This window comes from Gluconobacter potus, assembly GCF_015244705.1.
Taxonomy (GTDB): Bacteria; Pseudomonadota; Alphaproteobacteria; order Acetobacterales; family Acetobacteraceae; genus Gluconobacter; species Gluconobacter potus.
In genome coordinates this window covers 214,978-240,575 of record NZ_JABCQF010000003.1, presented here as the reverse complement: position 1 = coordinate 240,575, position 25,598 = coordinate 214,978, and the positions used below count along the sequence as shown (strand labels likewise).

At 62.9% G+C, this 25,598-nt stretch carries 23 protein-coding genes; 14 read left to right on the top strand and 9 right to left on the bottom strand.

Features of this window, described 5'->3' with window-relative positions; genetic code table 11:
- Nucleotides 1-28: 28 nt before the first annotated feature.
- Both HKD31_RS07515 and HKD31_RS07510 read right to left on the bottom strand, forming a co-directional pair.
- Nucleotides 29-1,228: an alpha/beta hydrolase gene (locus HKD31_RS07515; RefSeq protein WP_194264725.1), complete on the bottom strand. Its 1,200-nt coding sequence runs from the start codon at nt 1,226-1,228 to the stop codon at nt 29-31.
- A gap of 111 nt (nt 1,229-1,339) precedes the next feature.
- Nucleotides 1,340-1,549, bottom strand: coding sequence for a hypothetical protein (locus tag HKD31_RS07510; RefSeq protein ID WP_062495659.1), 210 nt, complete (start codon nt 1,547-1,549; stop codon nt 1,340-1,342).
- A 162-nt stretch (nt 1,550-1,711) separates the two neighbouring features.
- Between HKD31_RS07510 and HKD31_RS07505 the strand changes: the two genes are divergently transcribed.
- Complete coding sequence (locus HKD31_RS07505; protein WP_338085549.1) at nt 1,712-2,275, top strand: Smr/MutS family protein; 564 nt, start codon at nt 1,712-1,714, stop codon at nt 2,273-2,275.
- A gap of 5 nt (nt 2,276-2,280) precedes the next feature.
- On the opposite strand, the gene HKD31_RS07500 is transcribed toward HKD31_RS07505, so the two are convergent.
- Together HKD31_RS07500 and hemF are read right to left on the bottom strand one after the other, a co-directional pair.
- Nucleotides 2,281-3,363, bottom strand: coding sequence for a type 2 periplasmic-binding domain-containing protein (locus HKD31_RS07500; protein WP_194264726.1), 1,083 nt, complete (start codon nt 3,361-3,363; stop codon nt 2,281-2,283).
- Nucleotides 3,360-4,277 (bottom strand): oxygen-dependent coproporphyrinogen oxidase, encoded by a 918-nt coding sequence (gene hemF / locus HKD31_RS07495; protein ID WP_194264727.1) that lies wholly within the window; start codon nt 4,275-4,277, stop codon nt 3,360-3,362. The genes HKD31_RS07500 and hemF overlap by 4 nt, the downstream gene beginning before the upstream one ends.
- A gap of 274 nt (nt 4,278-4,551) precedes the next feature.
- On the opposite strand from hemF, the gene HKD31_RS07490 reads away from it, so the two are divergent.
- On the top strand, nt 4,552-5,442 hold the full coding sequence (locus tag HKD31_RS07490; RefSeq protein ID WP_194264728.1) for an S-methyl-5'-thioadenosine phosphorylase: 891 nt from the start codon (nt 4,552-4,554) through the stop codon (nt 5,440-5,442).
- A gap of 63 nt (nt 5,443-5,505) precedes the next feature.
- Here HKD31_RS07490 and HKD31_RS07485 read toward each other — a convergent pair whose 3' ends face one another.
- Nucleotides 5,506-5,769 (bottom strand): hypothetical protein, encoded by a 264-nt coding sequence (locus tag HKD31_RS07485; protein WP_228120338.1) that lies wholly within the window; start codon nt 5,767-5,769, stop codon nt 5,506-5,508.
- Nucleotides 5,770-5,902: 133 nt separating this feature from the next.
- Complete coding sequence (locus tag HKD31_RS07480) at nt 5,903-6,628, bottom strand: dienelactone hydrolase family protein (protein ID WP_194264729.1); 726 nt, start codon at nt 6,626-6,628, stop codon at nt 5,903-5,905.
- 42 nt (nt 6,629-6,670) lie between these two features.
- Here HKD31_RS07480 and HKD31_RS07475 point away from each other — a divergent pair, with 42 nt between their 5' ends.
- The 8 genes from HKD31_RS07475 (at nt 6,671) to HKD31_RS07440 (ending at nt 15,898) form a co-directional block, all read left to right on the top strand.
- Nucleotides 6,671-6,877: a DUF4169 family protein gene (locus tag HKD31_RS07475; protein WP_062495645.1), complete on the top strand. Its 207-nt coding sequence runs from the start codon at nt 6,671-6,673 to the stop codon at nt 6,875-6,877.
- A 130-nt stretch (nt 6,878-7,007) separates the two neighbouring features.
- Nucleotides 7,008-7,298, top strand: a complete 291-nt coding sequence (groES, locus tag HKD31_RS07470) for a co-chaperone GroES (RefSeq protein ID WP_062027127.1) — start codon at nt 7,008-7,010, stop codon at nt 7,296-7,298.
- A gap of 50 nt (nt 7,299-7,348) precedes the next feature.
- Entirely contained in the window at nt 7,349-8,989 is a 1,641-nt protein-coding gene (groL, locus tag HKD31_RS07465; RefSeq protein WP_062495641.1) for a chaperonin GroEL, read from the top strand.
- A gap of 282 nt (nt 8,990-9,271) precedes the next feature.
- A complete protein-coding gene (locus HKD31_RS07460; protein WP_194264730.1) occupies nt 9,272-12,250 on the top strand; it encodes a TonB-dependent receptor domain-containing protein in 2,979 nt (992 codons plus the stop codon).
- Nucleotides 12,251-12,412: 162 nt separating this feature from the next.
- Entirely contained in the window at nt 12,413-12,799 is a 387-nt protein-coding gene (locus HKD31_RS07455; protein ID WP_194264731.1) for a hypothetical protein, read from the top strand.
- Nucleotides 12,796-13,752 (top strand): hypothetical protein, encoded by a 957-nt coding sequence (locus tag HKD31_RS07450; RefSeq protein WP_194264732.1) that lies wholly within the window; start codon nt 12,796-12,798, stop codon nt 13,750-13,752. The genes HKD31_RS07455 and HKD31_RS07450 overlap by 4 nt, the downstream gene beginning before the upstream one ends.
- 51 nt (nt 13,753-13,803) lie before the next feature.
- Nucleotides 13,804-14,661, top strand: a complete 858-nt coding sequence (locus HKD31_RS07445) for a heavy metal-binding domain-containing protein (RefSeq protein WP_194264733.1) — start codon at nt 13,804-13,806, stop codon at nt 14,659-14,661.
- A gap of 1 nt (nt 14,662) precedes the next feature.
- Nucleotides 14,663-15,898 (top strand): toxic anion resistance protein, encoded by a 1,236-nt coding sequence (locus HKD31_RS07440; protein ID WP_194264734.1) that lies wholly within the window; start codon nt 14,663-14,665, stop codon nt 15,896-15,898.
- Here the strand turns inward: HKD31_RS07440 and HKD31_RS07435 are convergent.
- On the bottom strand, nt 15,895-18,828 hold the full coding sequence (locus HKD31_RS07435; RefSeq protein WP_194264735.1) for an ATP-dependent DNA helicase: 2,934 nt from the start codon (nt 18,826-18,828) through the stop codon (nt 15,895-15,897). The two genes, HKD31_RS07440 and HKD31_RS07435, sit on opposite strands and share 4 nt — an antisense overlap.
- Nucleotides 18,829-19,038: 210 nt before the next feature.
- On the opposite strand from HKD31_RS07435, the gene HKD31_RS07430 reads away from it, so the two are divergent.
- From HKD31_RS07430 to HKD31_RS07420, 3 genes are read left to right on the top strand one after another with little or no spacing between them, the layout of a single operon-like run.
- The gene (locus HKD31_RS07430; protein WP_194264736.1) at nt 19,039-20,670 is read left to right on the top strand and encodes a lysine--tRNA ligase; all 1,632 of its coding nucleotides are present in this window, start codon (nt 19,039-19,041) and stop codon (nt 20,668-20,670) included.
- A 54-nt stretch (nt 20,671-20,724) separates the two neighbouring features.
- Nucleotides 20,725-22,806: a lysylphosphatidylglycerol synthase domain-containing protein gene (locus tag HKD31_RS07425; RefSeq protein WP_194264819.1), complete on the top strand. Its 2,082-nt coding sequence runs from the start codon at nt 20,725-20,727 to the stop codon at nt 22,804-22,806.
- A complete protein-coding gene (locus HKD31_RS07420; protein WP_194264737.1) occupies nt 22,803-23,504 on the top strand; it encodes a MarC family protein in 702 nt (233 codons plus the stop codon). The genes HKD31_RS07425 and HKD31_RS07420 overlap by 4 nt, the downstream gene beginning before the upstream one ends.
- Here the strand turns inward: HKD31_RS07420 and HKD31_RS07415 are convergent, their stop codons facing one another.
- Nucleotides 23,505-24,110 carry a uracil-DNA glycosylase family protein gene (locus tag HKD31_RS07415; RefSeq protein ID WP_194264738.1) on the bottom strand — a complete coding sequence of 202 codons (606 nt, stop codon included), beginning with the start codon at nt 24,108-24,110 and terminating at the stop codon, nt 23,505-23,507. It abuts the gene before it with no gap.
- Nucleotides 24,107-24,670, bottom strand: a complete 564-nt coding sequence (thpR, locus tag HKD31_RS07410) for an RNA 2',3'-cyclic phosphodiesterase (protein WP_194264739.1) — start codon at nt 24,668-24,670, stop codon at nt 24,107-24,109. The genes HKD31_RS07415 and thpR overlap by 4 nt, the downstream gene beginning before the upstream one ends.
- Before the next feature lie 151 nt (nt 24,671-24,821).
- On the opposite strand from thpR, the gene HKD31_RS07405 reads away from it, so the two are divergent.
- Nucleotides 24,822-25,592 (top strand): Bax inhibitor-1/YccA family protein, encoded by a 771-nt coding sequence (locus HKD31_RS07405; protein WP_194264740.1) that lies wholly within the window; start codon nt 24,822-24,824, stop codon nt 25,590-25,592.
- Nucleotides 25,593-25,598: the final 6 nt, after the last annotated feature.

Below are 25,598 nucleotides of genomic sequence, written 5' to 3'. Positions count from 1 at the left end.
ATTAGGGAAAGGCTTTATCTCCTTTGGCTTATTCGGGAACGGGATTGCATTGCGGGGTGACGGGCTGGCCGGTCATGACGGCTGTCGTAAAAGTGGTGGAGTCCGGCAGGGAGCCGTTTACGACCTGGCTGTGGTCCAGCCCCTTGTAGAGATGGGCCTGAACGGTCGAGCCCGCCGCACAGGCGGCTTTGACCAGACCGAGCTGAAGGGCGGGGGGCACGTCGCGGTCGTCCGTTCCAGTGCCGGTGAAGAGGGGCTGGGCCAGCTTGAGGGTTGGGAACGCCATGTCTTTCAGGGCCGGGCTCATGGCCTTGAGGAAGGTCGGCTGGAGGCTGTTCTGTAAGGTCAGGCCGGCTTCCTGCGTCTGATGGGACAGGGAGGTCAGGCATTCATGGGCCGCGTTGCGATAGACGGGCAGCGCTTTGGGCGTGAAAGCCTGTTCGGGACGGAAATGCGGATCGCGTCCTTCCAGTCCGGCGGCGAGATAAAAGACGTAATTGATCAGCGGGCTGTAGCCGACGCCGGGCTGCGAAGCGGCCTTGAGCAGGCCGCCAAGAAGTTCGGGCGTCACATAAGGCGCGCCGGTGGCGACGGTGCCGCGGATGTCCAGTTCGGGCGCGTAAGCTGGCGCGTAGGACGCTGTGGCGACGGCTGCGCCGCCTCCCTGAGACTGACCGACGATCATGATCCGGTTCTGCAGGTCCGGGACGTTGGCGAGGGCAGCACGGACGCTGTCGAGGACGCTGTAGGCTTCGACGCGGGTGTCCAGATAGGGATGGGTGCCGGGTGTGCCGAGGCCCTGATAGTCCGTGGCGACGATGGCGAAGCCGCGCTTCATCCAGGCGGACAGATAGGTGCGGTTGCGGTCGCTGACAGGGTTGAGGGACGGGGCGCAACTGTCATCGACGCCGACGGTGCCGTGGGCCCAGGCGACGATTGGCCAGCCGCCCTGAGGAGCAGGGCCTGCGGGCAGGATGATCTCGGCCGTGACGGGAACGAGGCCCTTGCCGGTGATGCCGTTGGTCGAAAGATAGGTGATGCGCAGCGAGCGTCCGGCGTCCGGAAGGCCGAGAGCGTCGGCGAGAGGGACCGAAGCGGTGATGGTTCCGGGCTTCTGGACAGCGACCGGGGTTGCGGCATGTGCTGCGGGAGCGTGGGCGAGGCCAGAGACGCAGAGAGCCGTGCTCGCAAGAAGGGGCAGGATCTTGCGCAGGAAAGGCAGGGGCATGGAAAGTCCTTTGTCAGTCTCGCTTCGAAAGCCGGCGCATGTAACGCCGAATGGAAGCGACACTGACGGCATGCCCCTTAACGTCAAGTGAATTTGCGATTGCGGCTAGCTTTAGTCGTCCTGTGCGAGACGTCGATCAGCGGCCTTGTCGATCCGGTCACGCTCTTCGGACGTGAGGAGGCCTCGCTCGTATTCCTGCGTGGCGCGGGCCTTGGCGTTGCTGGCGCGGGCGCGGGTGTCGATCGGGTAGGCGCGTTTTTCGGGGAGGCCGAAGGCGCTGTCGGGCAGGCTGTCGCGTTCTTCCTGTGTGAGATGGCTCATGGGTCTGCTCTCTCGAAAATGGAACCTGGGAGTAAACGTATCAGGACGGCGTGAGTGCCGAAATCCCGAAAGAACATTGTTCAATGACGCTGGAACCCGTTACATGCTCGGGACCTGAATTCCCGACCGGGCAATGCGGGTGGGACAGCAAGCGAGGATGGTGTGGCGAAGCGGGATCTGAGGGAGGACGAGGCGACGTTGTGGCGGATGGTTGTCCGTGACATCAAGCCGTTGCGCTCTCCGCGCGCGCCGCGTCGCATGATGCCTGTGGCGAAGGCCGAGCCGCCTGCGCCTATGCCGGAGGTTGCGCGCTCGACACCCGTGGTGTCGCGGCGTTCCTTTGTTTCGGTGCCGTCTGTGAAGCCTGCGCCGCGTCCGGCGGAACTGTCTGTTGGCGTTCGCGCACCGGGGCTGGATGATACGAGCTGGAAGCGTCTGTCACGCGGGCAGATGAAGGTGGATGCTCGGCTCGATCTGCATGGCTATGTCGTGCAGGAAGCGTTCGAGCGGCTTTATGACTTCATGCAGCGTGCACGGGTTCGGAACTGGCGTTGTGTCGAGGTCGTGACGGGGCTGGGGAGCGGGCAGACCAGCGGGCTGATCCGGCGCGAACTGCCGATGTGGCTTCAGCGGGGGGATTTGCGGTCCATGGTGCTGGCCGTGGTGCATCCGCATGCCGCCAATCATGGATCTGTTCGCATTCTGCTGAAGACCCGCCCTCGCTGATTCTGTCAGATGTGACGGGTTTCCTGTCCTTCGCGCCAGCGCGGAATGTTGACGGCGAGCCAGCGGCGCAGGGCCAGCGTGGCCCCGAGATCCGGGACCGTTCGCGACAGGAACGGGGCGGCATTGTCGCCTGTGGCCAGCTTGAAATGATGCAGGTCGGACCATCGCCGGACGCCTGCATCCGCCCCGACCGCTGAGCAGGCGTGGCTCCATTGCATGATGATTTCGGGTGGGGTCAGCATGGGCAGCGCGATGGCCATGGCCGTATCTGCGGCGGCGGAGACGGCCTGCCAGGCGTGGTAGAACGGGCCTTCGGGCGGGCGGTGCCGGGCCTGCTGGTAGGCTTCCATGAAAATGGGAATGGTCGTCGCATGCGTGTCGGTCAGGTCGCCCGTGTAATAGATCGCGCTCGTACCTTCGGGCAGGTTGGCGAGGACGTCATCGAGCGGACGGTCGAGCGTATAGGGGGAAATCTGGACCGCATCGACGGTGCCTTCATGCAGGGCGGTCAGAGCGTTTGATGAGTCGACATAGCCAGGCACGGGAATGGGGCGCAGGCCGAGAAGTGACAGACCCATCAGGGCGTTCAGTTCTGGGCCGCCGATGTGGGAGACCGCGAGGCGGACGGGGTGGTCATGGAAGAAACCCGTCAGGCGGCTGCGCAGGGTCTTGTGCAGCTCCGCGCGCGCGATGACGACGGTTGTGGTTGAGGCCACGAGGACGGGAATCCAGCGACCGAAATCGTAATGGACGCGGGAATCGCCGGTCAGTGATGCCAGCAGCGTGGCGCCGGGCAGGGCCAGGGCGGTGTTGCCGTCAGGTGCGCTGTTGGCGTCGAACAGGTTGGCGGCGCGGACGCCGTCCTGTCCGATGTCGGGGGTCAGTTCAAGAGGTGTCTCCAGCCCCAGGGCGTGGGACAGGGGGCCGCTTGCGAGTTCTGCGAACTGGCCCGGGGTCGAGGCGAGCGTGCCGCCCAGAAGGAGCTGGACATCCGTCAGGGTGCCAGCGCGGGCCGGGATATTCAGGAAGGGAGCGGCTCCGGTCAGAGCCGCCAGCCCCTTCAGGGCTGCACGTCGGGTCAGTCTCACGGCCAGCGGACTTCCGGCGGCATGCTCATGAGGATGGCTTCGGTATTGCCGCCCGTCTTGAGGCCGAACAGCGTTCCACGGTCGTGCAGCAGGTTGAATTCGACGTAGCGGCCGCGGCGGATGAGCTGGGCGTCGCGGTCGGCTTCGGTCCAGGGGGTGAACATGCGGCGGCGGACGACGGCCGGGTAGGCGTCGTGGAAGGCCATGCCGACGTCTTTGGTGAAGGCGAAGTCCAGAGCGACGTCACCGGTATAGAACTGGTCGTAGAAGATGCCGCCGAGGCCGCGCGGTTCGTTGCGGTGGTGCAGGTGGAAGTAGCGGTCACACCATTCCTTGAAGCGGGGATAATGCTCCGGGTCGTGGCGGTTGCAGGCGTCTTCGAAGGATTTGTGGAAATAGGCTGCGTCCGACTGGGCTTCCGTACTTTCGGGGAACATCGGGGTGATGTCGCCGCCGCCACCGAACCAGCCCTTCGTTGTGATGATCATGCGCGTGTTGAAATGCGCAGCACTCACATGCGGGTTGCACGGATGGGCGACGAGGGAGACGCCGGTTGCGAAAAAGCGGGGGTCTTCGTCAGCGCCGGGGATGTTCTTGCGGAATTCGGGGGAGAACTCGCCCCAGACGGTCGAGACGTTGACGCCGACCTTCTCGAACACGCGGCCGCGCATGACGGACATGACACCTGCACCGCCTTCGGGGCGGCTCCAGGCAGTGCGTTCGAAACGGCCGGGGGCTGTGCGGTCACGCAGGACCTGCGAGCCACCTTCGGCTGCTTCGTCTTCGAGTTTTTCGTAGGACGCGCAGATGCGGTCGCGGAGGGTTTCGAACCAGGCTTTGGCGTCCTGCTTGAGGGCGTCGTGAGGCACGTCTGGACGAACGGTTTCGGCGAAACCGGGGCTGATCTGGTCCATGTTTTCTTCCCCCGTCTATACAGGACAAAACTTCGTTACGCGCAGTGTCCTAGCAAATCGCGCCGTCGCCGAACAGTTGGCTGATGCATGCCTGCCGGTGATCCGTGGCGGGACGATGGCGCAAAGACGTTTTCATTTCGTAAAAACGGCAGCGTTTTGTGAAAAAGTTTCTCTGAATGCTGCAACACGCTGCCTGCGGGTCGCAAGACTTGCGTGTCGGGCCGTCTCGTGGTCCAGAACGGGCGAGCGGATCAACCAGAAATCAGGAACAGACATGTCTTCGGAACAGGAAATCCAGCCCGTCATCGGTGTGATCGGTGGCTCGGGGCTGTATGACATTGACGGACTCGAGAACAAGGAATGGCGCCGGGTGGAAACGCCCTGGGGTGAGCCTTCGGACGAACTGCTGTTCGGCACGTTTGAAGGCGTGCAGTGCGTGTTCCTGCCGCGTCACGGGCGGGGGCATCCCATTCCGCCGTCGCGTCTGAACTTCCGCGCCAATATCGATGCGCTCAAGCGGGCCGGTGTGACGGATATCCTGTCACTTTCGGCTGTGGGCTCGCTCAAGGAAGAACTGCCGCCGGGGCATTTCGTGCTGGTGGACCAGTTCATCGACCGCAGCTTCGCGCGTGAGAAGAGCTTTTTCGACACCGGCTGCGTGGCGCATGTTGGCATGGCGGACCCGGTTTCGGCGCGTGTGTTGGATGTGGTGCAGGGCGAGGCGGCTGCGCTTGGGATTCCGTTCACGCGGGGCGGGACGTATCTGGTGATGGAAGGTCCGCAGTTCTCAACGCGCGCCGAGAGCGAGCTGTACCGGTCCTGGGGCTGTTCGGTTGTGGGTATGACCAACATGCCGGAAGCCAAGCTCGCACGTGAAGCGGAGATGAACTACGCGACCGTTGCGATGGTCACGGATTTCGACTGCTGGCACTCCGACCATGACAGTGTGACGGTCGAGGCTGTCGTGAAGGTCATGAAAGGGAATGCGGATAATGCGCGCCGCCTGGTGAAGGCGGTCATTCCGGTGCTGGGGAAGAAGCGTCCGGTGGATGCGAGCGCCGAGCGGGCTCTGGATCATGCGATCATTACGGCACCGGCTGCTCGTGATCCGAAGCTGGTGGCCAAGCTTGGTGCCGTTGCAGGGCGTGTTCTGAAGCAGGGCTGAGGCCATGCGGATGCCGCGCCTGCGTGATGCGGGCGCGGCTGGAACCGTGATCGGCTGACGGGATCAGTCGAAATTGTGGTTCGGGTCTGCGTCGACATCAATGCCTGCACGGGCATCGTCGATTTCCACGCCGTCGAGTTCCGGCGGCGGCAGGTCCTTGACCGGGGTGCCCTGCGGGACGCCCTTGATGGCGATCAGGTCGGTCGCCTTCTCGATATAGCCTTCGGGACCGCAGGCCGGCTTGCCGTCGGCTTCCCACAGGAGGCGCGCTTCGTGGCGAATGGCGGCGTCGCGTCTGGGATCGTCTTTGAGCGGATTGGTGCTCATCTTGAAACTCCTGTATGATCCGGCGCCGGGTGTGCCGGGATTGCCGTTATTATAGACCTCTTCCACGGTTTTGCGACTGTCTGTGTCACCGCTTTGAGATGCCGGCTCCCGGCGATGGTACTGAGGGTGTGCTTCAGTCCCGTGCGAGATTGGTTTTCAGGAAATCGACGCTGCGGGACCATGCGAGGTCACGGGCATCGCGGTTGAAGCTCGGGCGCTCGGGGCAGCCGAAGCCGTGGCCGGCGTCGTCATAGACATATTCCTCGACTTCGGGGCGGGCGTCGCGGATCTTCTGGATTTCGGTGTGGGGGATGGAGGAATCCTCGCCGCCGAAATGCAGTTCGACCGGGCAGTGCGGTGCTGTTTCGACATGGTTGCCGATGCTGCCGCCATACCAGCTTACGGCTGCATCCACGTCATGCGTGCGGGTGGCGGTGAGCCAGGCGAGGAGACCGCCCCAGCAGAAGCCGATGATGCCGACTTTCCTGTGGCCGGCGTCGCGCAGGGCTTTTGCGCAGGCGGCGATGTCGGCGAGGGTCTTTTCGGACGGGATCTTGCTGCGCAGTTCGAGACCTTCGGTCACGCCGGCCTGTGTGTATTCCAGAATGATGTCGGGTTTGACGCGGTCGAAGACGGCCGGGGCGAGGACGTGGAAGCCTTCGGCTGCGAAATCGTTGCAGACATTGCGGATATGGGTGGTGAGGCCGAAAATTTCCTGCACGACGATGACGGCAAAGGGCGACTCCGCGGAGCCGGTTTCCCAGGCCTTGAAGCTGTGGCCATCGGATGCGGTCAGGCTGGTCAGGTGACCTTCCGTGCCGGAAACGGGGTTTTTCTTGTCCGAAGGAGTGTGTTTCATGTCTGTGTGTCCAGTCTTGTAATGCCCGGAAGGCCATGAGCCATGAGCGACGTCATCAATCTCCGTCGGGAACGCAAACGCCGCAAGAGCGTAGAGGATGCGAAGGTTGCCGATGCGAACCGCCGTCTGCATGGCCGCACCAGGGGGCAGAAACTGGCTGAAACGCTTGAGAAACAGCGGGTGCAGGCGCTTTTGGACGGGCGCAGACTTTCTTCCGGAGCCTCTTCGGACGAAAGCGAGAATCCTTGACGCCGAGGGTGGGGGCGACTATGTCTTTGGCACTCTCCATGTGAGAGTGCCAAAATGCACTGCAGTCATTGAGTGCAGCAACCCGGTCACGCTGCTTTGTACAAGGGTGTGGCCACAAATGGAGCGATCCATGACGAAGTTTCGTCCCCTTCATGACCGCGTGGTGGTCCGTCGCCTGACGGGCGAAGAGAAGACCGCCGGCGGCATCATCATTCCTGACACCGCCAAGGACAAGCCGACCGAAGGCGAAGTCGTTTCCGTCGGCCCGGGTGCCCGCAACGAGCAGGGCCAGATCGTGGCTCTGGACGTCAAGGCCGGTGACAAGGTGCTGTTCGGCAAGTGGTCCGGCACCGAGGTCAAGATCGACGGCGAAGAGCTGCTGATCATGAAAGAGAGCGACATCATGGGTGTGATCGGCTGATCAGCCGTCCCCGTTTCCTCTCGTAAGAACCTCATTCAGGAGTAAGAATTATGGCTGCCAAGGACGTAAAGTTCGGCGCTGATGCCCGCGAGCGTATGCTGCGTGGCGTTGATATCCTCGCAAATGCCGTCAAGGTGACGCTGGGCCCGAAGGGTCGTAACGTTGTTCTCGACAAGAGCTTTGGCGCACCGCGCATCACCAAGGACGGTGTGTCGGTTGCCAAGGAAATCGAACTGGCTGACAAGTTCGAGAACATGGGCGCCCAGATGGTCCGCGAAGTCGCGTCCAAGACGAACGACATCGCAGGCGACGGCACCACGACCGCAACCGTGCTGGCCCAGGCCATCATCCGTGAGGGTGCCAAGGCTGTTGCCGCCGGCATGAACCCGATGGATCTCAAGCGCGGCATCGACAAGGCTGTCGGCGTCGTCGTTGAAGAGCTGAAGAACAACACGAAGAAGATCACGTCTCCGGAAGAGATCGCCCAGGTCGGAACGATTTCCGCCAACGGCGAGACCGAAATCGGCGAGATGATCGCTTCTGCGATGCAGAAGGTCGGTTCTGAAGGCGTCATCACGGTGGAAGAAGCCAAGGGCCTGCACACCGAGCTCGACGTTGTCGAGGGCATGCAGTTCGACCGTGGCTACATTTCCCCGTACTTCGTGACGAACCCGGAGAAGATGACGGCTGACCTCGACAGCCCGTACATCCTGATCCACGAAAAGAAGCTCTCCTCGCTTCAGCCGATGCTGCCGCTTCTCGAAAGCGTTGTTCAGTCCGGTCGTCCGCTGGTGATCATCGCCGAAGACGTCGATGGTGAAGCACTGGCCACGCTGGTCGTAAACAAGCTGCGTGGTGGTCTGAAGATCGCTGCCGTCAAGGCTCCGGGCTTCGGTGACCGTCGCAAGGCCATGCTGGAAGACATCGCCATCCTGACGGGCGGCCAGGTGATCTCCGAAGACATCGGGATCAAGCTGGAATCCGTCACGCTCGAAATGCTGGGTCGCGCCAAGAAGATCCACATCGAGAAGGAAAACACCACGATCGTCGAAGGCGCTGGCAACAGCGACGACATCAAGGGCCGTTGCAACCAGATCCGTGCGCAGATCGAGGAAACGACGTCTGACTACGACCGCGAGAAGCTCCAGGAGCGTCTGGCAAAGCTGGCTGGTGGCGTTGCCGTCATCCGCGTCGGTGGCAGCACCGAGGTCGAGGTGAAGGAGCGCAAGGATCGCGTTGACGATGCCCTGCACGCAACCCGCGCTGCCGTTGAAGAAGGCATCGTTCCGGGTGGTGGCACGGCTCTGGCCCGCGCATCCTCCGCTCTGAAGGGTCTGACCTTCGACAACGACGACCAGCGCGTTGGTGGCGAGATCGTCCGCAAGGCCCTGCAGGCTCCGCTGCGCCAGATCGCGTTCAACGCCGGTGAAGACGGTGCGGTCATCGCAGGCAAGGTGCTTGAGAACGACGGCTATGTCTTCGGTTTCGACGCCCAGAAGGGTGAGTACAAGGACCTGGTTGCGGCCGGTATCATCGATCCGACCAAGGTTGTGCGTACGGCCCTGCAGGACGCCGCTTCGGTTGGCGGTCTGCTGATCACGACGGAAGCCATGGTTGCCGAACGCCCTGAGAAGAAGGCTCCGGCCGGCGCTCCTGGTGGCATGGGCGGCATGGGTGACATGGACTTCTGATCGAAGTCCGGTCCCTTTCCTGTCCCTTCCAAGGAAGGGGCCGGGAAGGCCCCCCAGATGTTGCAAAAAAGCCTCTGGCCTGCGGGTCAGAGGCTTTTTCTTTGCCTATTTAGTTGCTGAAAGATAACGAAAAAACGGGGCAGGGGTATAACTGTTGCGTGGAGAACACATGTTGCATTCAAGTGCCCCGTAAAAGCATGGCAGGTATGTATTTTTCGTGACAGTAACGCTCTGACATCTTTAGAGAGGGTCCATCATTCTTTTGAAGGATCTTGTTCTTTGATGAACACATCTCGTCGCCATTTGTTGCTGTGTGCATCAATTCTCGGGGTTGGGACCCTGTCCGGGACGGCTTTCGCTGATTCCACGACGCAGCCGGAACACCGTTCCCACAAGGTTGTGCATCACAAGGCTTCCACCCCGACGACTGCTACCAAGGGCACGACCGCCGCTGTCGCTGCTCCTGCCACCACATCGTCCGTCGCCGTTCCTGTCGCCACGACCGCGCCGGCTTACTCCAGCCGCCGTCGTGCCGCACTGCTTGAATCGCAGGGTGTCTCGGGTGGGACCGAGCGCATGGTTGTTACGGGATCGGCTCTGGCCTCCTCGAACAACCAGAACGCCAACCCCGTCCAGATCGTGACGGCGAAGCAGATCCAGCAGACGGGCGCCACGACGCTCAGCGACTTCTTCGCACGTATTCCGTCCATCGGCGGAACGGGCACGAACAACTCGGAAACCAATGGTACGGGTGGTGCATCTTGCACCGACATCCGTAACCTGGGATCGAACCGCGTTCTCGTCCTGATCGATGGCAAGCGCGCCACGCTGAACGGGCAGACGAACTGCATCGATCTGAACGCGCTGCCGATCCAGCAGATTGCCAGCGTCGAAATCCTGAAGGATGGCGGTTCCGAGCTTTACGGTGCCGATGCCGTCTCGGGCGTCATCAACATCAAGATGCGTCATGATCTGTCGGACGGAAACATCACGATCCGTGGTGGCATCACCGGGCAGGGCGACAACGATACGGGCATGATTTCCGCCTACAAGGGCTGGAACTTCGATCATGACAAGGGCAACCTGACGCTGTTCGGTCAGTACATGACGCAGGGCGGCGTCCTGCAGCGTAACCGTAGCTGGGCCAATCCGGTGCAGCTGACGGATAACCCCGTGGGTTCGGGTGGAGAGACCTTCGGGTCCGGTTATTCCAACTATACGCATGTCCAGAGCGCATCGGGGCTGAATGCTGCCGTTGCACCGGACGGCAAGACGGTCAGCGACTGGGGCACGAACAACCGTTATGATTACGGTCGTCACCAGAGCCTGATCAACCAGCTTCAGGATGCCAGCCTCTCGGGTGATTTCCACTACGAGTTCAACCGGCATGCCAACCTGTATTCCAATGTGATGTACTCGCATCGGACCAGCTCCAGCTACATGGCGGCCGAGCCGTTTGACGGTTCCGTGCCTCCCAGCACCCTGCCGTCCGTTCTGACGGTGCCGGCGAACGATCCGAACAATCCCTTCGGTCAGGATGTCGACATTACCAAGCGTCTGACGGAACTCGGGGATCGTCGCGACGAGAATGCGACCGATACGGTCACGGCCAAGGTGGGGATCAACGGCGCCATTGCTTATGGCTGGGATTACGACCTGTCGTATACCTATGGCTCCAACATGTCGACGGATCACCTGGAGAACGTCGGGTCCTATACGAACCTGCTGAATGCCTATGGTCTGCAGCAGGTTGACCCGTCCAGCTCGACGAGTGCCCTGGTCTACAACCCGTCGGTCTGCCCGTCTTTCGGGTGCAGCAATCCGTTCGGGACGATGGGCAGTCAGGCAGCGTCCTACGTCAACTACAATACGAACACGCATTCGCATTACCAGCTTCGTGACTGGAACCTGCGCATCAACAACAACCACGTGACGACGATGCCCTGGAAGGGCGGCGGCGATCTGGGGATTGCGGTGGGTTTCGAGCATCGTGGCGAGCAGCTGACCAACACGCCTGACGAACTGATCAGCAGCGGCCAGAGCCTGACCAACACGGTTCTGCCGACCAGCGGCGGCTTCGACGTGACGGAAGGTTATGCGGAAGCCAAGGCGACGCTGCTGAAGAACGTCTTCCTTGCGAAGGATCTGACGGTTGACGTGCAGGGGCGTGCGTCCGGTTACAGCACGACGTCGGATACGGCAAAGAACTGGAAGGCGTCCATCAACTGGGCTCCGACGCAGGACATCCGTTTCCGCGGTACGATCGGTACGTCCTATCGTCAGCCGAACGTCTATGAGCTGTATGGCGGCCAGTCGCTGAGCTACAACCTTGCCAATGATCCGTGCGATGCGGCTCAGGTCGGTACCTATGGCGGTGCTGCTGCAACGGTGGCTGCGACCTGTGCCAAGCAGGGTATCAACTCGTCCACGTTCCATCAGTCCGGCACCGGTCAGGTTCCGACGCTGGGTGGCGGTAACGCACATCTCGCGCCGGAAGTGGGCCGGACCTATACGTTCGGTACGATCATCACGCCGCGCTGGATTCCGAACCTCTCCATCTCGGGTGAGTTCTGGCACTACTCGGTCAATCACACGATCAGTGCGCTTCCGACGCAGTACATCCTGGATGGCTGCTACACCGGGACCAACGCCTCGCTGTGCAACCTCGTGAACCGTCTGTCCAACGGCCAGATCAACACGGTTTCGGCAACGGACCAGAACACGGGTGCCCTGCATGAGAGCGGCGTGGACTTCGACTTCGACTATCGTATCCGTGTGGCCCGTCACGACGTCCTGTCGGTGTCCAACAACTTCCAGTACCTGCTGAACTACACGCAGCAGCTGGTTCCGGGTGGCGCGTTCACCAACTACACGGGTGCGCTGCTGTATGCCGGCGGTCCGAACAACGCCAATGCCTCCTATGGTATTCCGCGCGTTCGTGACTATGCGACGTTCGGCTGGACCCATGGTGCGTTCACGGCGACCTATATGGTGCAGTTCATCGGCGGTATGCGCTGGAACGATCAGTCCGAGTTCCTGAACTCCACGACGGCTGGCCGTTACAAGACGCCGATGATGATCGAGCAGGATCTGACGCTGGCCTATCGCTGGAAGAAGTGGAACTTCGAGAGCGGCATCAACAACATCACCAACAAGAAGCCGCCGTTCGTGGCCAGTGGCGTGGATAACAGCGCCGGCGCGACCTATGGCAGCTTCTATCAGGGACGTTATTTCTTCCTGCAGGCCGGTCTGAACTTCTGATCCTGCCAGTCTGAAAAACGGCCTGGACCTTTCGGGGTCCTGAAGAGCCCCCGGCCCGTGTGGTCGGGGGCTTTTTTTGTGCGAACTTTCCGGGGGCGTAATTTCCTGATTGACGGGGGTTGCAACCTGTCGAAATGTAACAGGGATCTCGGAGAGGGGCTCATGAGCGGGAATATCGACGATCTTGCGGCGCTGATCAGGGAAGCCGAGGGCAGCCGTGAGCGCTTTCTGGAGAAGTTCGCGGTGTTCTGCGAGCAGGCTTTTCCGCGCCAGACGACGGTGTCGCGCAGGGCCCGGGGCTGGCTGAAGCGGACGGTTGAGATCGAAGGGCTTTCCCTGCGGTTCGAGACGCGGGTTTTTGCGCTTCGGCGTGAGGGCGCTGCGGTCGTGGCGGAGATTGCTCACGAGGTTCGGGGAGTGGTCATCAGCCGAAAACAGGTTCCTGTCCGGGACTGGATCGTGCAGTTGCGCCAGAAGATGCACGAGGCGGGGCTGGCGGTTTCGGGTGAGGGGCAGGCTGCGGCGGAACTGACGGATTTTCGGCCGTGATGGGGCTGTTTCCGTGGTCTTCAGGTCCGAAAAAGGCCCTTGAAACGCGGGCTTTTCAGGAGTTGGGCGGCAGGCCCCGGCCTCTGGTGCGGCTGGGATCGGTGCGGCAGGCATTGCTTGCGCCGTCGATGGCGATGGTGCCGATCGGGAATGTTCATGCGGAAACCTGGTGGAAGTCCGGTCTGGACTGGCAGGCCGTGCATGAGGCGGGCTGGCGGACAGCGACAGATCGGATCCGTGAGCAGGCCCGGGCGCTGGGGGCGGATGCGGTTCTGAATTTGCGGTATCGGCTGGAGCATCATGGCGGAGCGCTGGGGTTCATGCTGCATGGCGAGGCCGTGCGGGTTCCGCAGCTTGGGCGTCGCGGTGTGATCCCCTGTGTGCCGTGGAATGCGGCGACGCTGGATGTGGCGCTTGCGGCGGGGATCGTGCCGGTGAGTTATGGCGTCGGGACGTGGGAGGAGGTCCGGTATACGGGGCCTCTGGAAGGTTTTTTCGACGCGATGACGCTCGGGGAAAGCGTGCTTCTGACGCAGGCCAAGCGGGCAGCGCGGGATGCGGCGGCGCTAAGTTTGCGGAACGATCCGGTCTGTCAGGACTGGGACGGGGCGCTGGGGCATGACGAGACGGTCGGGCTGATGGTCCGGTCGGAGCGGGGTATCGTGAAGTCGATCCGGGTGCGGGCGGCTGTGAGCATTCTTGGCTATCGGCGGATTGGGGGGCAGGGTTCTGTTTCGCCTGCGATGCTCTGTGCGCTTGATGAGGCCGTGCGCTCACCCGTGCAGCATCGACCGCTGTTTGCAGGCGTTTCAAACCGGATCGAGGTTGAGGAAGAGGCCGGGGAAGGGCGCGTCGAGGCGGCTGTTCTTGGGCTTGAGGCTGGCGGCGAGGTCGTCAGCGAAGTGGCCGAGGGGCTCGGTGGTCTGTTCGACGGGCTGGGTGATCTTTTCTGAGGCTGCTTTTGGACGGCCTCGTGTTCTTTTGGATTTTGCAGCGGGATTCCCATGGGTATCTTTGATCAGGTTCCGGGTTTTGACAGTCTTCCTCCGGGCTGGGGCGGCAGCGGTGCTTTCGAACCGGTGCAGGGTGGTGAGATGCCACCTGTGAGGGCTGCTGGCGGGCGGGTTGCGACATCGGATTTCAGTGTGCGCGAACTGCTGGTTGTGGAGCAGGCCGGGTTCCGGGCGCTGGGCTTGTGTCTGGGGAACAGCATCTGGAAGGTGCAGGCCAATACGCAGTTCCGCAACACGTCCTATGAGCTGAAGGATCTGACGGGGGCCATGTATGGCGCGCGTGAGAAGGCGGTCGAGATCATGCGCGAAGAGGCCGAGCAGCTTGGCGCGGATGGGATCGTGGGGACACGGCTGGAGATTTCGCAGCTTGCCGATAGCGGGATGCTGGAATTCCGGGCGTTTGGGACAGCCATCGTCCATGCCGAGGGGCATCCGGGATATCGGCGTCCGGACGGGCGGCCGTTCACGTCCGATCTGTCGGGGCAGGATTTCGCGCTGGCGCTGCGGTCCGGGCGGCGGCCGCTTGATCTGGTTCTGGGGTGCTGTGTGCAGCATATTCCGCGCCGCAGCCTGATGACGACGCTCAAACAGGCCATGCAGTGTGTGGAACTCGATCTGTTTACGCAGGCCTATTACACGGCGCGCGAGCACGCGATGGAGCGGATGTCGGCCCACGCAGCGGAGGTCGGGGCCAATGAGATCATCGGAACGACACTGCGCGAGGAATCGCATGTCTGGGGCGATCATATCGTCGAGTTTCTGGCAGTCGGGACGGCGATGTACGATACCGGTAAGCCCGACCCGGAGTTTCGCATCGATCCGACCTTCACCCTGACGCTGGATGACTGACATGAGTGCTGACGAGACCAGACCGCTGGATCTGAGCGATCTTTATGCCGACGAGCCTGCGCCCGCTCCTGTGAAGACTGAGGTTCCGGTTGCCGCTGGAGCTGTATCGGCAGAGCTGGAGCCGATGCCGGCTTTTCCGCGGCTGGTGGAGATCAGCCGTCTGCCGGCGGACATGGTTGAAGAGGCGCATCGGCGGGCGGAGATGATCGATTTTGCAGATCTGAACACGCTTCTGTTGCATGGCATGGGGGCTCTGGGGGAGCTTGCGAAGGTTTCGGACCGGATGCTGGCCGGGCGGACGCTCGGCGAGAGCGATGCGGTTGGAGAAATCGCGGCGGGTGTTCTGGATGGTGTGAAGATCCTGCGCATTGGTGAGCTTCAGAAGCTGGCGCGGGGCGAAGGTGCGGCTCCGGGTGGGTTTCTGGCGAAAATGGGAGGTCTGCTCGGGGGCGCGAAGGATGCGCTCAGCGGATTTGCCGAGAACCGCAAGAAGTTCAATGCCCTGATGGATCAGCAGGAGGCCAAGGCGCGGGTTACGATTGCCGATCTCAAGCGGAACATCGCGTCGTTCGAGGACATGTATCAGGCGCTTCGGCAGGGTGTTCGGGAGCTGAATATCGACATCGCGGCCGGACAGCTTGCGCTTGAAGAGGGCGAGCGGAAAGTTGAGGCGCTGCGGCAGCATGCGCTGGAGACGCAGGACCCTGTGGATGCGGCCGAGGTCATGGAACTGCGCGGGCGTCTGGCGAATTTCTCGGGGCATCTGAGCGAGCAGCGCGAAGGGCTGATGCGGGCTGCCCTGACCATTCCGATGATCAAGAGCACGCGTGAGGCGGCGGAAGCGCGGATCATGGCGCTCCATTCGGCGCTGACGAAGACCATTCCCAATCTGAAGGCGGCCTGTGCGGTGGCGTTGGGGCAGGTGGATAACCGCAATGCCGCCACAGCGCGCGACGCGCTGAACGAGGCGGACCGCAAGATCCTTGGGCTCGTGGCCGATGGTGCGCTGGATGCGGCGCGGACGACTGCTGCGAGCCGGGGTGTGGACCCGCCGCAGATGGAAGCGCTGGCGCAGGCGGCGGACAAGGTGACGCAGGCTCTGGGCGAAATGGCGCAGAATGACAGGCTCGCGGCCGAGCGGGCGCAGGAGCAGGAAAAGGAGTTGCACCAGCTGCGCGACCGTCTGGCGACCAGCATGCGCAGCCTGGCCCAGCAGTCGGTTCAGCCCCTGGGTTAGCCCTGAAGGAGGGGCGGTCCGTTTTCCTGTTCTTCTGGGCGCAGGAAGCGGGCGATGTCTTCCAGTGCTTCGGCCAGTGGCATGCGGCGGACGTCCACGCCGTCGGGGAAGGCGGAGAGCAGGCGTGAGGGCATGCGGCGGTCCAGCATGACGAAGACGCCGCGATCGGTGCCCTGACGGATCAGGCGACCGAAAGCCTGTCGCAGGCGCATGCGGGTGATGCGGTCGTCGTAATCGCCGGGGCGGCCTTCGGAGAGCAGGCGGCGGCGTTCGCGGTGGAGGATGTCGGGGCGGGGCCAGGGCGTTTTTTCGAACACGACCATGCGCAGGGCTTCGCCGGGGACGTCCACGCCGTCGCGCATCGCGTCCGTGCCCAGCAGGCAGCTATGGGTTTCGGTGCGGAAGACGTCCACCAGGGTGGCGTTGTCCATGGCATCGACATGCTGTGCGTAGAGCGGGAAGCCCTGTGTTTCCAGTGGTTCGTGGATGCGGCGGTGGACTTCTCGCAGGCGGCGGATAGCCGTGAATAGGCCGAGCGCGCCGCCGCCTGCGGTTTCGAACAGGGCGCGGAAAGCGTGTGCCAGTGACGGGATTTCGCCCGAGACGTCCGTGATGACATAGGCGCGCGTCTGCGTCGCGTAGTCGAACGGGCTCATGACCGAGGCGCGGATCGGCGGTTTCAGGAAATGTGTGGCGCCCAGACGCAGCTCGGCGGCGTGCCAGCTCGCCTCGTTCTGGGCGTCTCCGTGGCCGGTCTGGTCGCGCAGGGTGGCGGACGTCATGAGCAGGCCGTGCGCGGGTGTCTGGATTGTTGAGACGAAGGGAATGGTCGGGTCCAGCCAGTGCCGGTACAGGCCGATGTCGTGATCGCCTTGTGTTGCGCGGGTGCGGGGCAGGCGTTCGGTGCGGATGAAGTCCACGAAGGTGGGGGTGACGTCGGGTTCGGGGGGCGTCTGAAGTGCGTCCAGCATGCCGATCCAGCCGGACAGGCGGCTGATGGCGCGACGGTGCAGGGTGCGGATCATGGCCTCGATGCGCTGGCGAGTCGGGGCGTCCATTTCCGCGTCGTCCTCGGCCTGTGCGGCGAGACGGTCGGCCAGCATCCTGATGGGATCGCGCAGGCGGGTCAGGGCGCGGCTAAGGGTTTCGGCGGCGCTGGCGACATCGTCATTGACAGGGTGAAGGTCACATTCCGCCGCAATATAGCCGTCGCGGGTGTCCTTGGTCTGTCGCGCGCGGAGCTGATGGTCCAGAGCGCGGAGGAAGGCTTCGGACGGGTTTTCCGGTGCGGGCTCTTCCGGGATCAGCAAGGGTGTTTCGCCGGGGAGCGGGGGAAGGTCCGGGTCCTGTCCGGTCTCGGCCTGCGGGCGCAGGCGCGTGCTCCAGCCGGGGGCGGGCAGGGCGCGGGCGGCCTGAAGTGCGGCCTGAAGCGGCGTGTCGATCATGGGCAGGCGTTCGACCAGATCGTCCAGGCGGCGTTGCAGGCCTCGGGCGCGGGAACGGCTGCCTTCGGCGCCGAGCAGCCAGCGGCGGAGTTCGGCGGCTTCGAGTCCGGACAGGGCTGTGGCGAAGGCGCTGTCGGCGGCGTCGGGGATGTGGTGGCCTTCGTCGAAGACATAGCGCGTGGGTGTGGTGTCTTCGTCGGGCAGGCCGGGTGGGGCGAGGGCGGCCCAGGCGGCCTGTGACATGACGAGGGCGTGGTTGGCGACGACCAGATCGGCCTGACGGGCGCGGCGGATGCCGTGTTCGACGAAGCAGGTCTGGTAATGCGGACAGGCGGCGTGGATGCATTCGCCGCGCCGGTCGGCGACGCCAAACAATGTGCCATGGCCGAAGAGTTCGCCGAACCAGCCGGGAAGGTCTCCGCCCATGAGGTCGCCGTCGCGGCTGGCTTCGGCCCAGCGGGCGAGCAGGGCCATGGGGAGCAGGGCGGCGTAACCGTCAGGGCCGCGAGAGGTGGCGACGTTGAGCAGGTCTTCCATGTTCAGCAGGCACAGATAGTTCTCGCGGCCTTTGCGGACGACGACCTTGTCCCGCAGGGTGGTTTCGTCCGGGTAAAGGCGACGAAGTTCCTGTTCGATCTGGCGCTGGAGGTGGCGGGTGTAGGTGCTGACCCAGACGGCGCCATCATTCTGTTCGGCCCAGAGGCTGGCGGGGGCGATGTAGCCCAGCGTCTTGCCCGTTCCGGTTCCGGCTTCGGCGAGGACGACGTTGGGGGAGCCGATGCTTTCGCGTGGCTCGAACGCGGCTGTGGCGACGGAAGCGAAATCGGCCTGTCCGGGGCGGATTTCGGCGTTTTCTCCGAGGATTTCGCGCAGGCGCTGGCGGGCGGCGTTGGGTGAGACGGGCTGGCTTCCGGGCGCGGGACGGGGAGCGGTTTCTTCCCAGCGTGGCAGGCGCTTCCAGATGCGGATGGCTTCGTAGGGATGGGCGCCTGTTGTGTCTCGCGGGGTTCCGAGGACGTCCGTGACTTCGCCGCTCCAGGCCCAGCCGGCGCGGGTCAGGGGGACCATCAGGGCGCGCAGACGGGTGCCTTCGGGTGTTTCGGCCTTGTGCCGCAGTTCATCGAGCAGGGTTTCGCACAGGACGGGGAGGAGGTCCGCGCCGATGGTTTCGGGTGGTTCGATGCTGAGGGCGAGGGCCAGTCCGCGCGGGGTGGGGGCGACGGTTGTGGCGGGGCGGACGAACAGGAAAAGGTCCAGCAGGTCGAACCAAGGGACAGGCTGCGAAAGCGGGGAGAGATCCAGCGCGCGCAGGGCGGCGGGACCGTGGACCAGAAGCGGCGGGAGAAGCTGGGTGAGGCGCTCGCGGGTTTCCTCTGCCGTGAGGTCCAGCAGTTCGCCATCCGGGGTGAGGAGCGAGGACAGGCCGCGACGGGCGACGAGGGCCGGAGCGTCGAATGGCGAGAGAAAGGTGGGGGCGCGGGGCATTGTCGCCAGTGTAGCGGGTAGGGGAAAATCCGGCGAGGATGTTTTGCGGGTTTTGCGAACGGAACGTGAAAGCTGGCTGTCTGCAAGGGCTTGGGAAGGGCATGAAAGTCTTTGAAATGTTTCGTAATGTAAAGGGTCCGTCAGACTGAAACCGGAATGTGTCGTATTGCTTGACCGGGAAGAGGTGTCTCCCTACCTTTTCCGGTAATCATGCAGAAAACCAAGACACCTATCGCCCCGTCCCTCTCTCCTGACGCGCCGCTTCCGAAAGCATGGCCGTTCGAAGAGGCGCGAAAAATCACCGCGCGCATGGACGAGCGCGCATCTGATGCTTCGGAGCAGGCTCCGGCCCTTCTGGAAACGGGCTATGGTCCGTCGGGTCTGCCGCATATCGGTACGTTCGGCGAAGTGGCGCGGACGACCTGGGTGCGCCAGGCTTATGAGGCGCTGACGGGCCGTCCGACGCGTCTGCTCGCGTTCTCCGATGACATGGACGCTCTGCGCAAGGTGCCGACCAATGTGCCGGAGCAGGAGATGCTCGCGCAGCATCTGGGGCTGCCGCTGACGCGGGTGCCTGATCCATTTGGCGAATATGACAGCTTTGCCGCGCACAATAACGCGCGCCTTCGCCAGTTCCTCGACAGTTTCGGGTTCGACTACGAATTCGCCTCCGCCACGCAGTATTATACCAACGGCACGTTCGATGCGGCTCTGCGCCGTATGCTTGAAGTCCATGACGAAGTCGTGGCGACCATTATTCCGACGCTTGGTCCGGAGCGCCGGGCGACCTATTCGCCGGTTCTGCCGATCCATCCCGAGACCGGGCAGGTCATGCAGGTTCCGATCATCAAGGTCGATCCGGATGCCGGGACGGTGGTCTGGAAGGACGAGGCCGGCAAGACGTTCGAGACGTCCGTTCTGGGCGGTCATGCCAAGATGCAGTGGAAGGCCGACTGGGCCATGCGCTGGTACGCGCTGGGCGTGGATTATGAAATGTCCGGCAAGGATCTGATCGACAGTGTGAAGCTGTCCTCGAAGATCTGCCGTATTCTGGGCAAGGAGCCGCCTGCGGGTCTGACCTATGAGCTGTTCCTCGATGCGCAGGGGCAGAAGATCAGCAAGTCCAAGGGTAATGGCCTGTCGGTTGAGGAATGGCTGCGTTACGGCACGCCGGAAAGCCTGGCGCAGTATATGTTCCAGCAGCCGACGCGGGCCAAGCGTCTGTTCTTTGACGTCATTCCCCGTGCAACGGATGATTACCTGACGCTCGTGCAGAAGGCCGAGACGCAGGAAGGCCCAGACCTGATGGCCAATCCGGTGTGGTTCATTCATGGCGGAACGATCCGTCCGGAAGACACCAGCCCGGTGTCCTATACGGCGCTGTTGAACCTTGCGAACGTGGCGAATGCCGATAAGCCGGAGACGCTGTGGAAGTTCCTGCGGCGCTATGATCCGACGCTGTCGCCCGAGACTCATCCGTATGTGGACCGGCTCGTGCATTGTGCGCTGACCTATTTCAAGGAGCAGGTGTACCCCAACAAGACCTACCGTGCGCCGACGGAGACCGAGCGCAAGGGACTTGAGGATCTGGCGGACGAACTGGCGAAGCTTGCGCCGGACACGGCGCCGGGCGATGTGCAGGATGTCGTGTTCGAGGTTGGCAAACGCTATTTCGCCAAGCCGGAACTGCGGTCCTGGTTCGGGTGCCTGTATGAAGTGCTGCTCGGACAGACCGAAGGGCCGCGTTTCGGGATTTTTGCGTCGCTGTTCGGGCTGCCGGAGACGGTCGGCCTGATCCGGGATGCCCTCGCGCGGCCTGTCGAAGAGCCTGTGCAGGACTGAGCCGTGGGCATGCCCGGGGATAACAGGCCGCAGGATGTTCAGGTGTCTTCCGTGATGGAAGAGCAGAGCCTGTCTGTGGATGTAGGGGCGGTTGACGGGGCATGTGTGGAGACCGGGCAGCGGAAGCGGCGGTGGCAGGTGTTCATGTCCCGTGCGCCTGCTCTCGTGGGGCTGGTCCTGCTGGTGGCGGCGGTCGTCGTCATCTGGCGGGAACTGCGGCATCTGTCGCTGCATGACATCACCACGAGCCTGAGCGCCATTCCGGACTCTGCACTGCTGGCGGGTGGTGCGGCGACGGTCCTGTCGTATTTCATCCTGTCTTTCTATGACCGGCTGGCCTGTCTGCATGTCCGGGCGAAGGTGTCCTACCAGCGCTCGGCTTTTGCGGCGTTCTGCTCCTACGTGCTGTCCCATAATCTGGGATGTGCGGCAATTTCCGGGGCGGCGGTGCGTTTTCGGCTCTATCGGAGCTGGGGCGTGGCGCCCGGGGCGATCGCGCAGATCATTGCGTTCTGCTCGGCAACCTATCTGCTGGGGACGATGGCGCTGATTGGCGGCATCCTGATCCTTGAGCCGCATGCCGTGCCGGTGTTGTCCCATCTGCCGGAGTTTCTGCTTCGTCTGGCGGGGCTGGTGCTGTGGGGTGTGCTGCTGGCCTATGTGCTGGTGGCGCGCGTGCGGCGGCATGTGCGGATCTGGAAATACGAGATCGAGCTTCCGGGGCCGGGTATTGCGATTGCGCAGATCGCGGTCAGTGCGGCGGACATGGCCGCGACGGCGCTGATTGCGTATTGCGTGCTGCCTCCGCTTCCGCCCGAGGCACATTTCGGGTTCGGGACGTTCCTTGCGATCTATCTGGCGTCCTATACAGCCGGGCTCATGGCCAGCGTGCCGGGTGGCCTGGGCGTTTTTGACGGGGCCATGCTGCTGGCGCTGCAGGCCTATCTGCCGGCGTCGCAGATCATGGGCGCCATTCTTGTTTTCAGGCTTTTCTATTACATCATTCCGCTGCTTCTCGCGGGGTTGATGTTCGCGGGGCATGAACTGTTCCTGCGCGGCGAGCAGGCTCTGGTTTCGGCGGGGCAGACGCCACAGCGGGTGCGGCCCAGTCAGGTCATCCGTGAGTCGGAAGCGGATTTTTCCGTGGCCGTGGCGACGAGCGTTCAGGCGGTCGTGGGCATTCTGCTTGTGCTTTACGCGCTTGTGGCGGATCTGCCGCCGCTTCAGACATCCCTTGGGGCGGCTGTGTCACAGATCGCGGATTTGCTGCTGACGGTGGCGGGTGTCGGGCTGGTGGCACTGTCCTGGGGGCTGTCGCAGCGTGTGGCGCTGGCCTGGAAGTTTTCCCTCGGGATGCTGGGTTCGGCGGCTCTGCTGCTGATGCTGCGGCATGCGCCGTGGGAAGGGCCGGTGGTCATTATCCTCGTGATGCTGCTGCTGCTGCCGTTCCGGAACTGCTATTATCGCCGGGCGCATCTTCTGGCCGCACCGCTGACACCGTCGATGCTGGCGCCGCTCTCGCTCTGGGGGCTCGGGCTGCTGGGTGTGGGCTGGGTTGCCGTGCAGCGGCATCTCGGGCCGATCTGGTGGCGGTCGATGATCTATGACGCCCATACGGCCGTCGGTCGCTGGTTTCTGGGATTTTCGGCACTGTGCGGGTTCTATGTCCTGTGGCGCGGGATGCGGAGGACGCGGATCCGGTTCGAGGCCTGGACCGCCGAGAATGCGCATCGCTATCACAGTCTGGCCCATGCACTGCCGCAGTTGGGCGCGCGTCGTCCGACCGGGCTGTTGCTGGATGAGGCCGGGCGTGCGGCCATTCCGTTCCTGAGGACGGGTCAGTTCATCATCGGGCTGGGCGATCCGGCCGGGTCCGAACGGAACTGCGTTGCGGCGATCTGGCGGCTGCGGGATCTGGCGTTGCAGGAAGGGTGCAAGCTCGCTTTCATTCAGGTTGGCCAGTCGCTGATGGCCGTCTATAACGATCTGGGACTGACGGTCTGTCCGGACAGGACGGCTGGGACGGTGTGCTGTTTTTCCGAGGATTATCGGATGCTGCGGGCTTTTCTGAAGGGTGAGGAACGGCTGGCACGCAAGCGCCAGCCACAGGCTGCGTCAGGTCTGACCGGTTCATGAGCCTGGCACCCGGGCTGGGGAATATGCTCAGCAGCTGGTTGATTGCCTTTCCGGCGCTCTTCTCAATCATCAATCCCCTCGGGGCGTCACTGATCTTCGCTCAGGCGACGGAAGGACGCGATCGCCGCGAGGTTGTCGAGCTGGCGCGTCAGGTGGCGCTGAATTCGCTGGGCATCATGCTGGTGTCCATCTGGTTCGGGAGCTGGATCCTCGGTTTCTTCGGGATTTCGATCAATGCGCTGCGGATTACGGGCGGTCTGGTTGTGGCGTCGCGTGCCTGGCTGATGCTGTTGCAGCCCGAGACCTCTGAGGCTCGTAAAGAAAAGCAGGCGCTGCAGGGTGGCCGAACGGTGACGACGCCGGATCTGCGGGAGACGGCGTTCTTTCCGCTGGCCATGCCGTTCACGGTGGGGCCTGGCAGCATTTCCGTAGCCATCGCGCTCAGTTCATCCACGCCGCCGAACATGCCCACCGCGGATTATTATGTCGGTGTGTCGGCTGCCGCGACGACCATGGCGATCGTGGTGGCGGTCGTTTACGCCTATGCGGAGCGGGTTGTCGCGATGCTGGGTGTGACGGGAACGCGGATTGTCAGCCGGCTTGCGGCGCTGATCCTGCTGGCGATCGGGGTGCAGATCCTGGCGTCGGGCGTGGAAGGGTTTCTTGTCGAGGCGCTGAAACAGGCCAAGGCCGCCTGATCAGCGCTCCGCCAGTATCGCATGAACGCGTTCACGCAGGGCGGGAATGACTTCTTCCTGAAACCACGGCGCTTTTCTTTCCCACACGCCGGTGCGCCATGAGGGATGGGGTAGGGGAAAGTAGTCGGGCAGATAGTCCCGGAAATTCCTGACGCGTTCCGTAACTGAACCGCGTCCCAGAACATGGTTCTGGGAATAGCTTCCGACGAGCAGCGTCAGGCGGATATCCGGCATGAGGGAAAGGACGCGACGGCGCCACAGCGGGGCGCATTCCGGACGGGGCGGATTGTCGCCGCCTTTGGGCAGGCGTCCGGGATAACACAGGCCCATCGGGAAAATGGCGATGTGGCGCGTGTCGTAAAAGATGTCTTCTGAAATGCCGAGCCAGTCGCGCAGGCGGTTGCCGGACGGATCGAAGAAGGATTTTCCGGCGATATGGGCCTTGGTGCCGGGGGCCTGGCTGGCGATCAGGATCCTTGATGTGGCTGAGGCATGGATCAGCGGTCTGGCGCCGAGTGGGAGATGGGCCTCGCAGACCCGGCAGGCCCGGACTTCCGTGAGGAGTGCCTTGAGGCGCTCCTCGGGTGACGGAACGGACAGGGTCATTCTTCCTCGGGGATCAGCGGCATTTCCGGCTTCCAGGCATATTCTTCGCGGGGAACGTAGACGTGTTCGCCCAGGCTCCGCAGGCTCTCGAAGAGTGTAACGTGCTCTACGGACATGGGTTTGCTGCGGAAGAGATTGTGCCGCTGGACCCATTTGATGGCGTCGGCCCGCTGGTTCGGGAAAAAATGCCCCAAGGTGACGGCGGGCTGGAAGCGGCGCTTGGCTGGTGGACAGCCAGCACGGCGAAGGGCGCTTTCGACCTGGGACTGCAATGCGTCCAGCTGGCGGGTGCGTTCGACCCCGATCAGGAGACTGTCCGCCGTGAGGCCTTCACGGATGTCGGCTTGCGCCAGAGAGAGTTCGAAAGGCTGCCAGGCGAGGCGGGAGAGGGCGAGGTCGATTTCCTCCAGCCGGCGCCGGTCCGTGATCTCTCCGATGAAGCGGAGGGTGATGTGATGGTTTTCGGCTGGAACCCATTGCACGCCGGGCATGGAACCGCGCATCAGCGCAAGCGTTTCCCGGACATCGGCAGGAAGGTCGAGTGCGACAAAAAGTCTCAAGAGGCGCGTTTCCCATGAAAAAGAAGTAAGGGGCGGCGGAGTATTCTTGACCCTTCTGGCAAAAACCCCACATTCAGTCCGAGTGTACGGACGGCCCTCCCGGGTTCGTCAAGCGCCCTTTTCAGAAGGGCATCTCATTGGAAAAGGTGTCATGGCTTTCAATACCAACTTCAGCAGAGCCGGTGTGCAGGCCGGAGCCGGCAGTCTCGATGCCGGGCTTCGTGCTTATATGTGCCGGGTCTTCAACTGGATGGCGCTTGGTCTGGTGATCACGGGACTGGTCGCCTATGGCGTGGCGCAGACATCCCTGCGCGCTCTCTTCTTCCATCTGGCAGAGATGCCGAACGGCGCCATTGTCCTGCGTCCGACCCTGCTGGGCGGGATCAGCATCTTTGCGCCGCTTGTGTTCGTGATGGTCCTGTCCTTCGGGGTCAATCGACTGTCCCGTCCGGCCGTGCAGGGGATCTTCCTGCTGTTCAGTGCGGCGATGGGGGCGAGTATGGCCAGCCTTTTGCTGAGCTATACCGGCGTTTCCGTGGCCCGGACCTTCTTCGTGACGGCCATTACATTCGCCGGAATGTCTCTGTGGGGCTACACGACGGGCGCCAATCTCGCTCGACTCGGTTCCTTCCTGTTCATGGGGCTGATCGGGATCATCCTGGCGTCCGTGGTGAACATTTTCCTGCACAGTTCACCGCTTGCCATGCTTGTTTCTGTAATAGGTGTCGGCCTTTTCACCCTGCTGGCGGCCTATGACACGCAGCGCATCAAGATCACGTATCAGCAGTACATGGCTTATGCTGGTCCAGAAGATGTTGCGAAGCTGAGTGTCTATGATGCGCTGACGATGTATCTCAATTTCGTGAACCTGTTTCAGTTCCTGATCCAGTTCATGGGGGTTCGTTCAGGTAACAACGACTGAGATTAC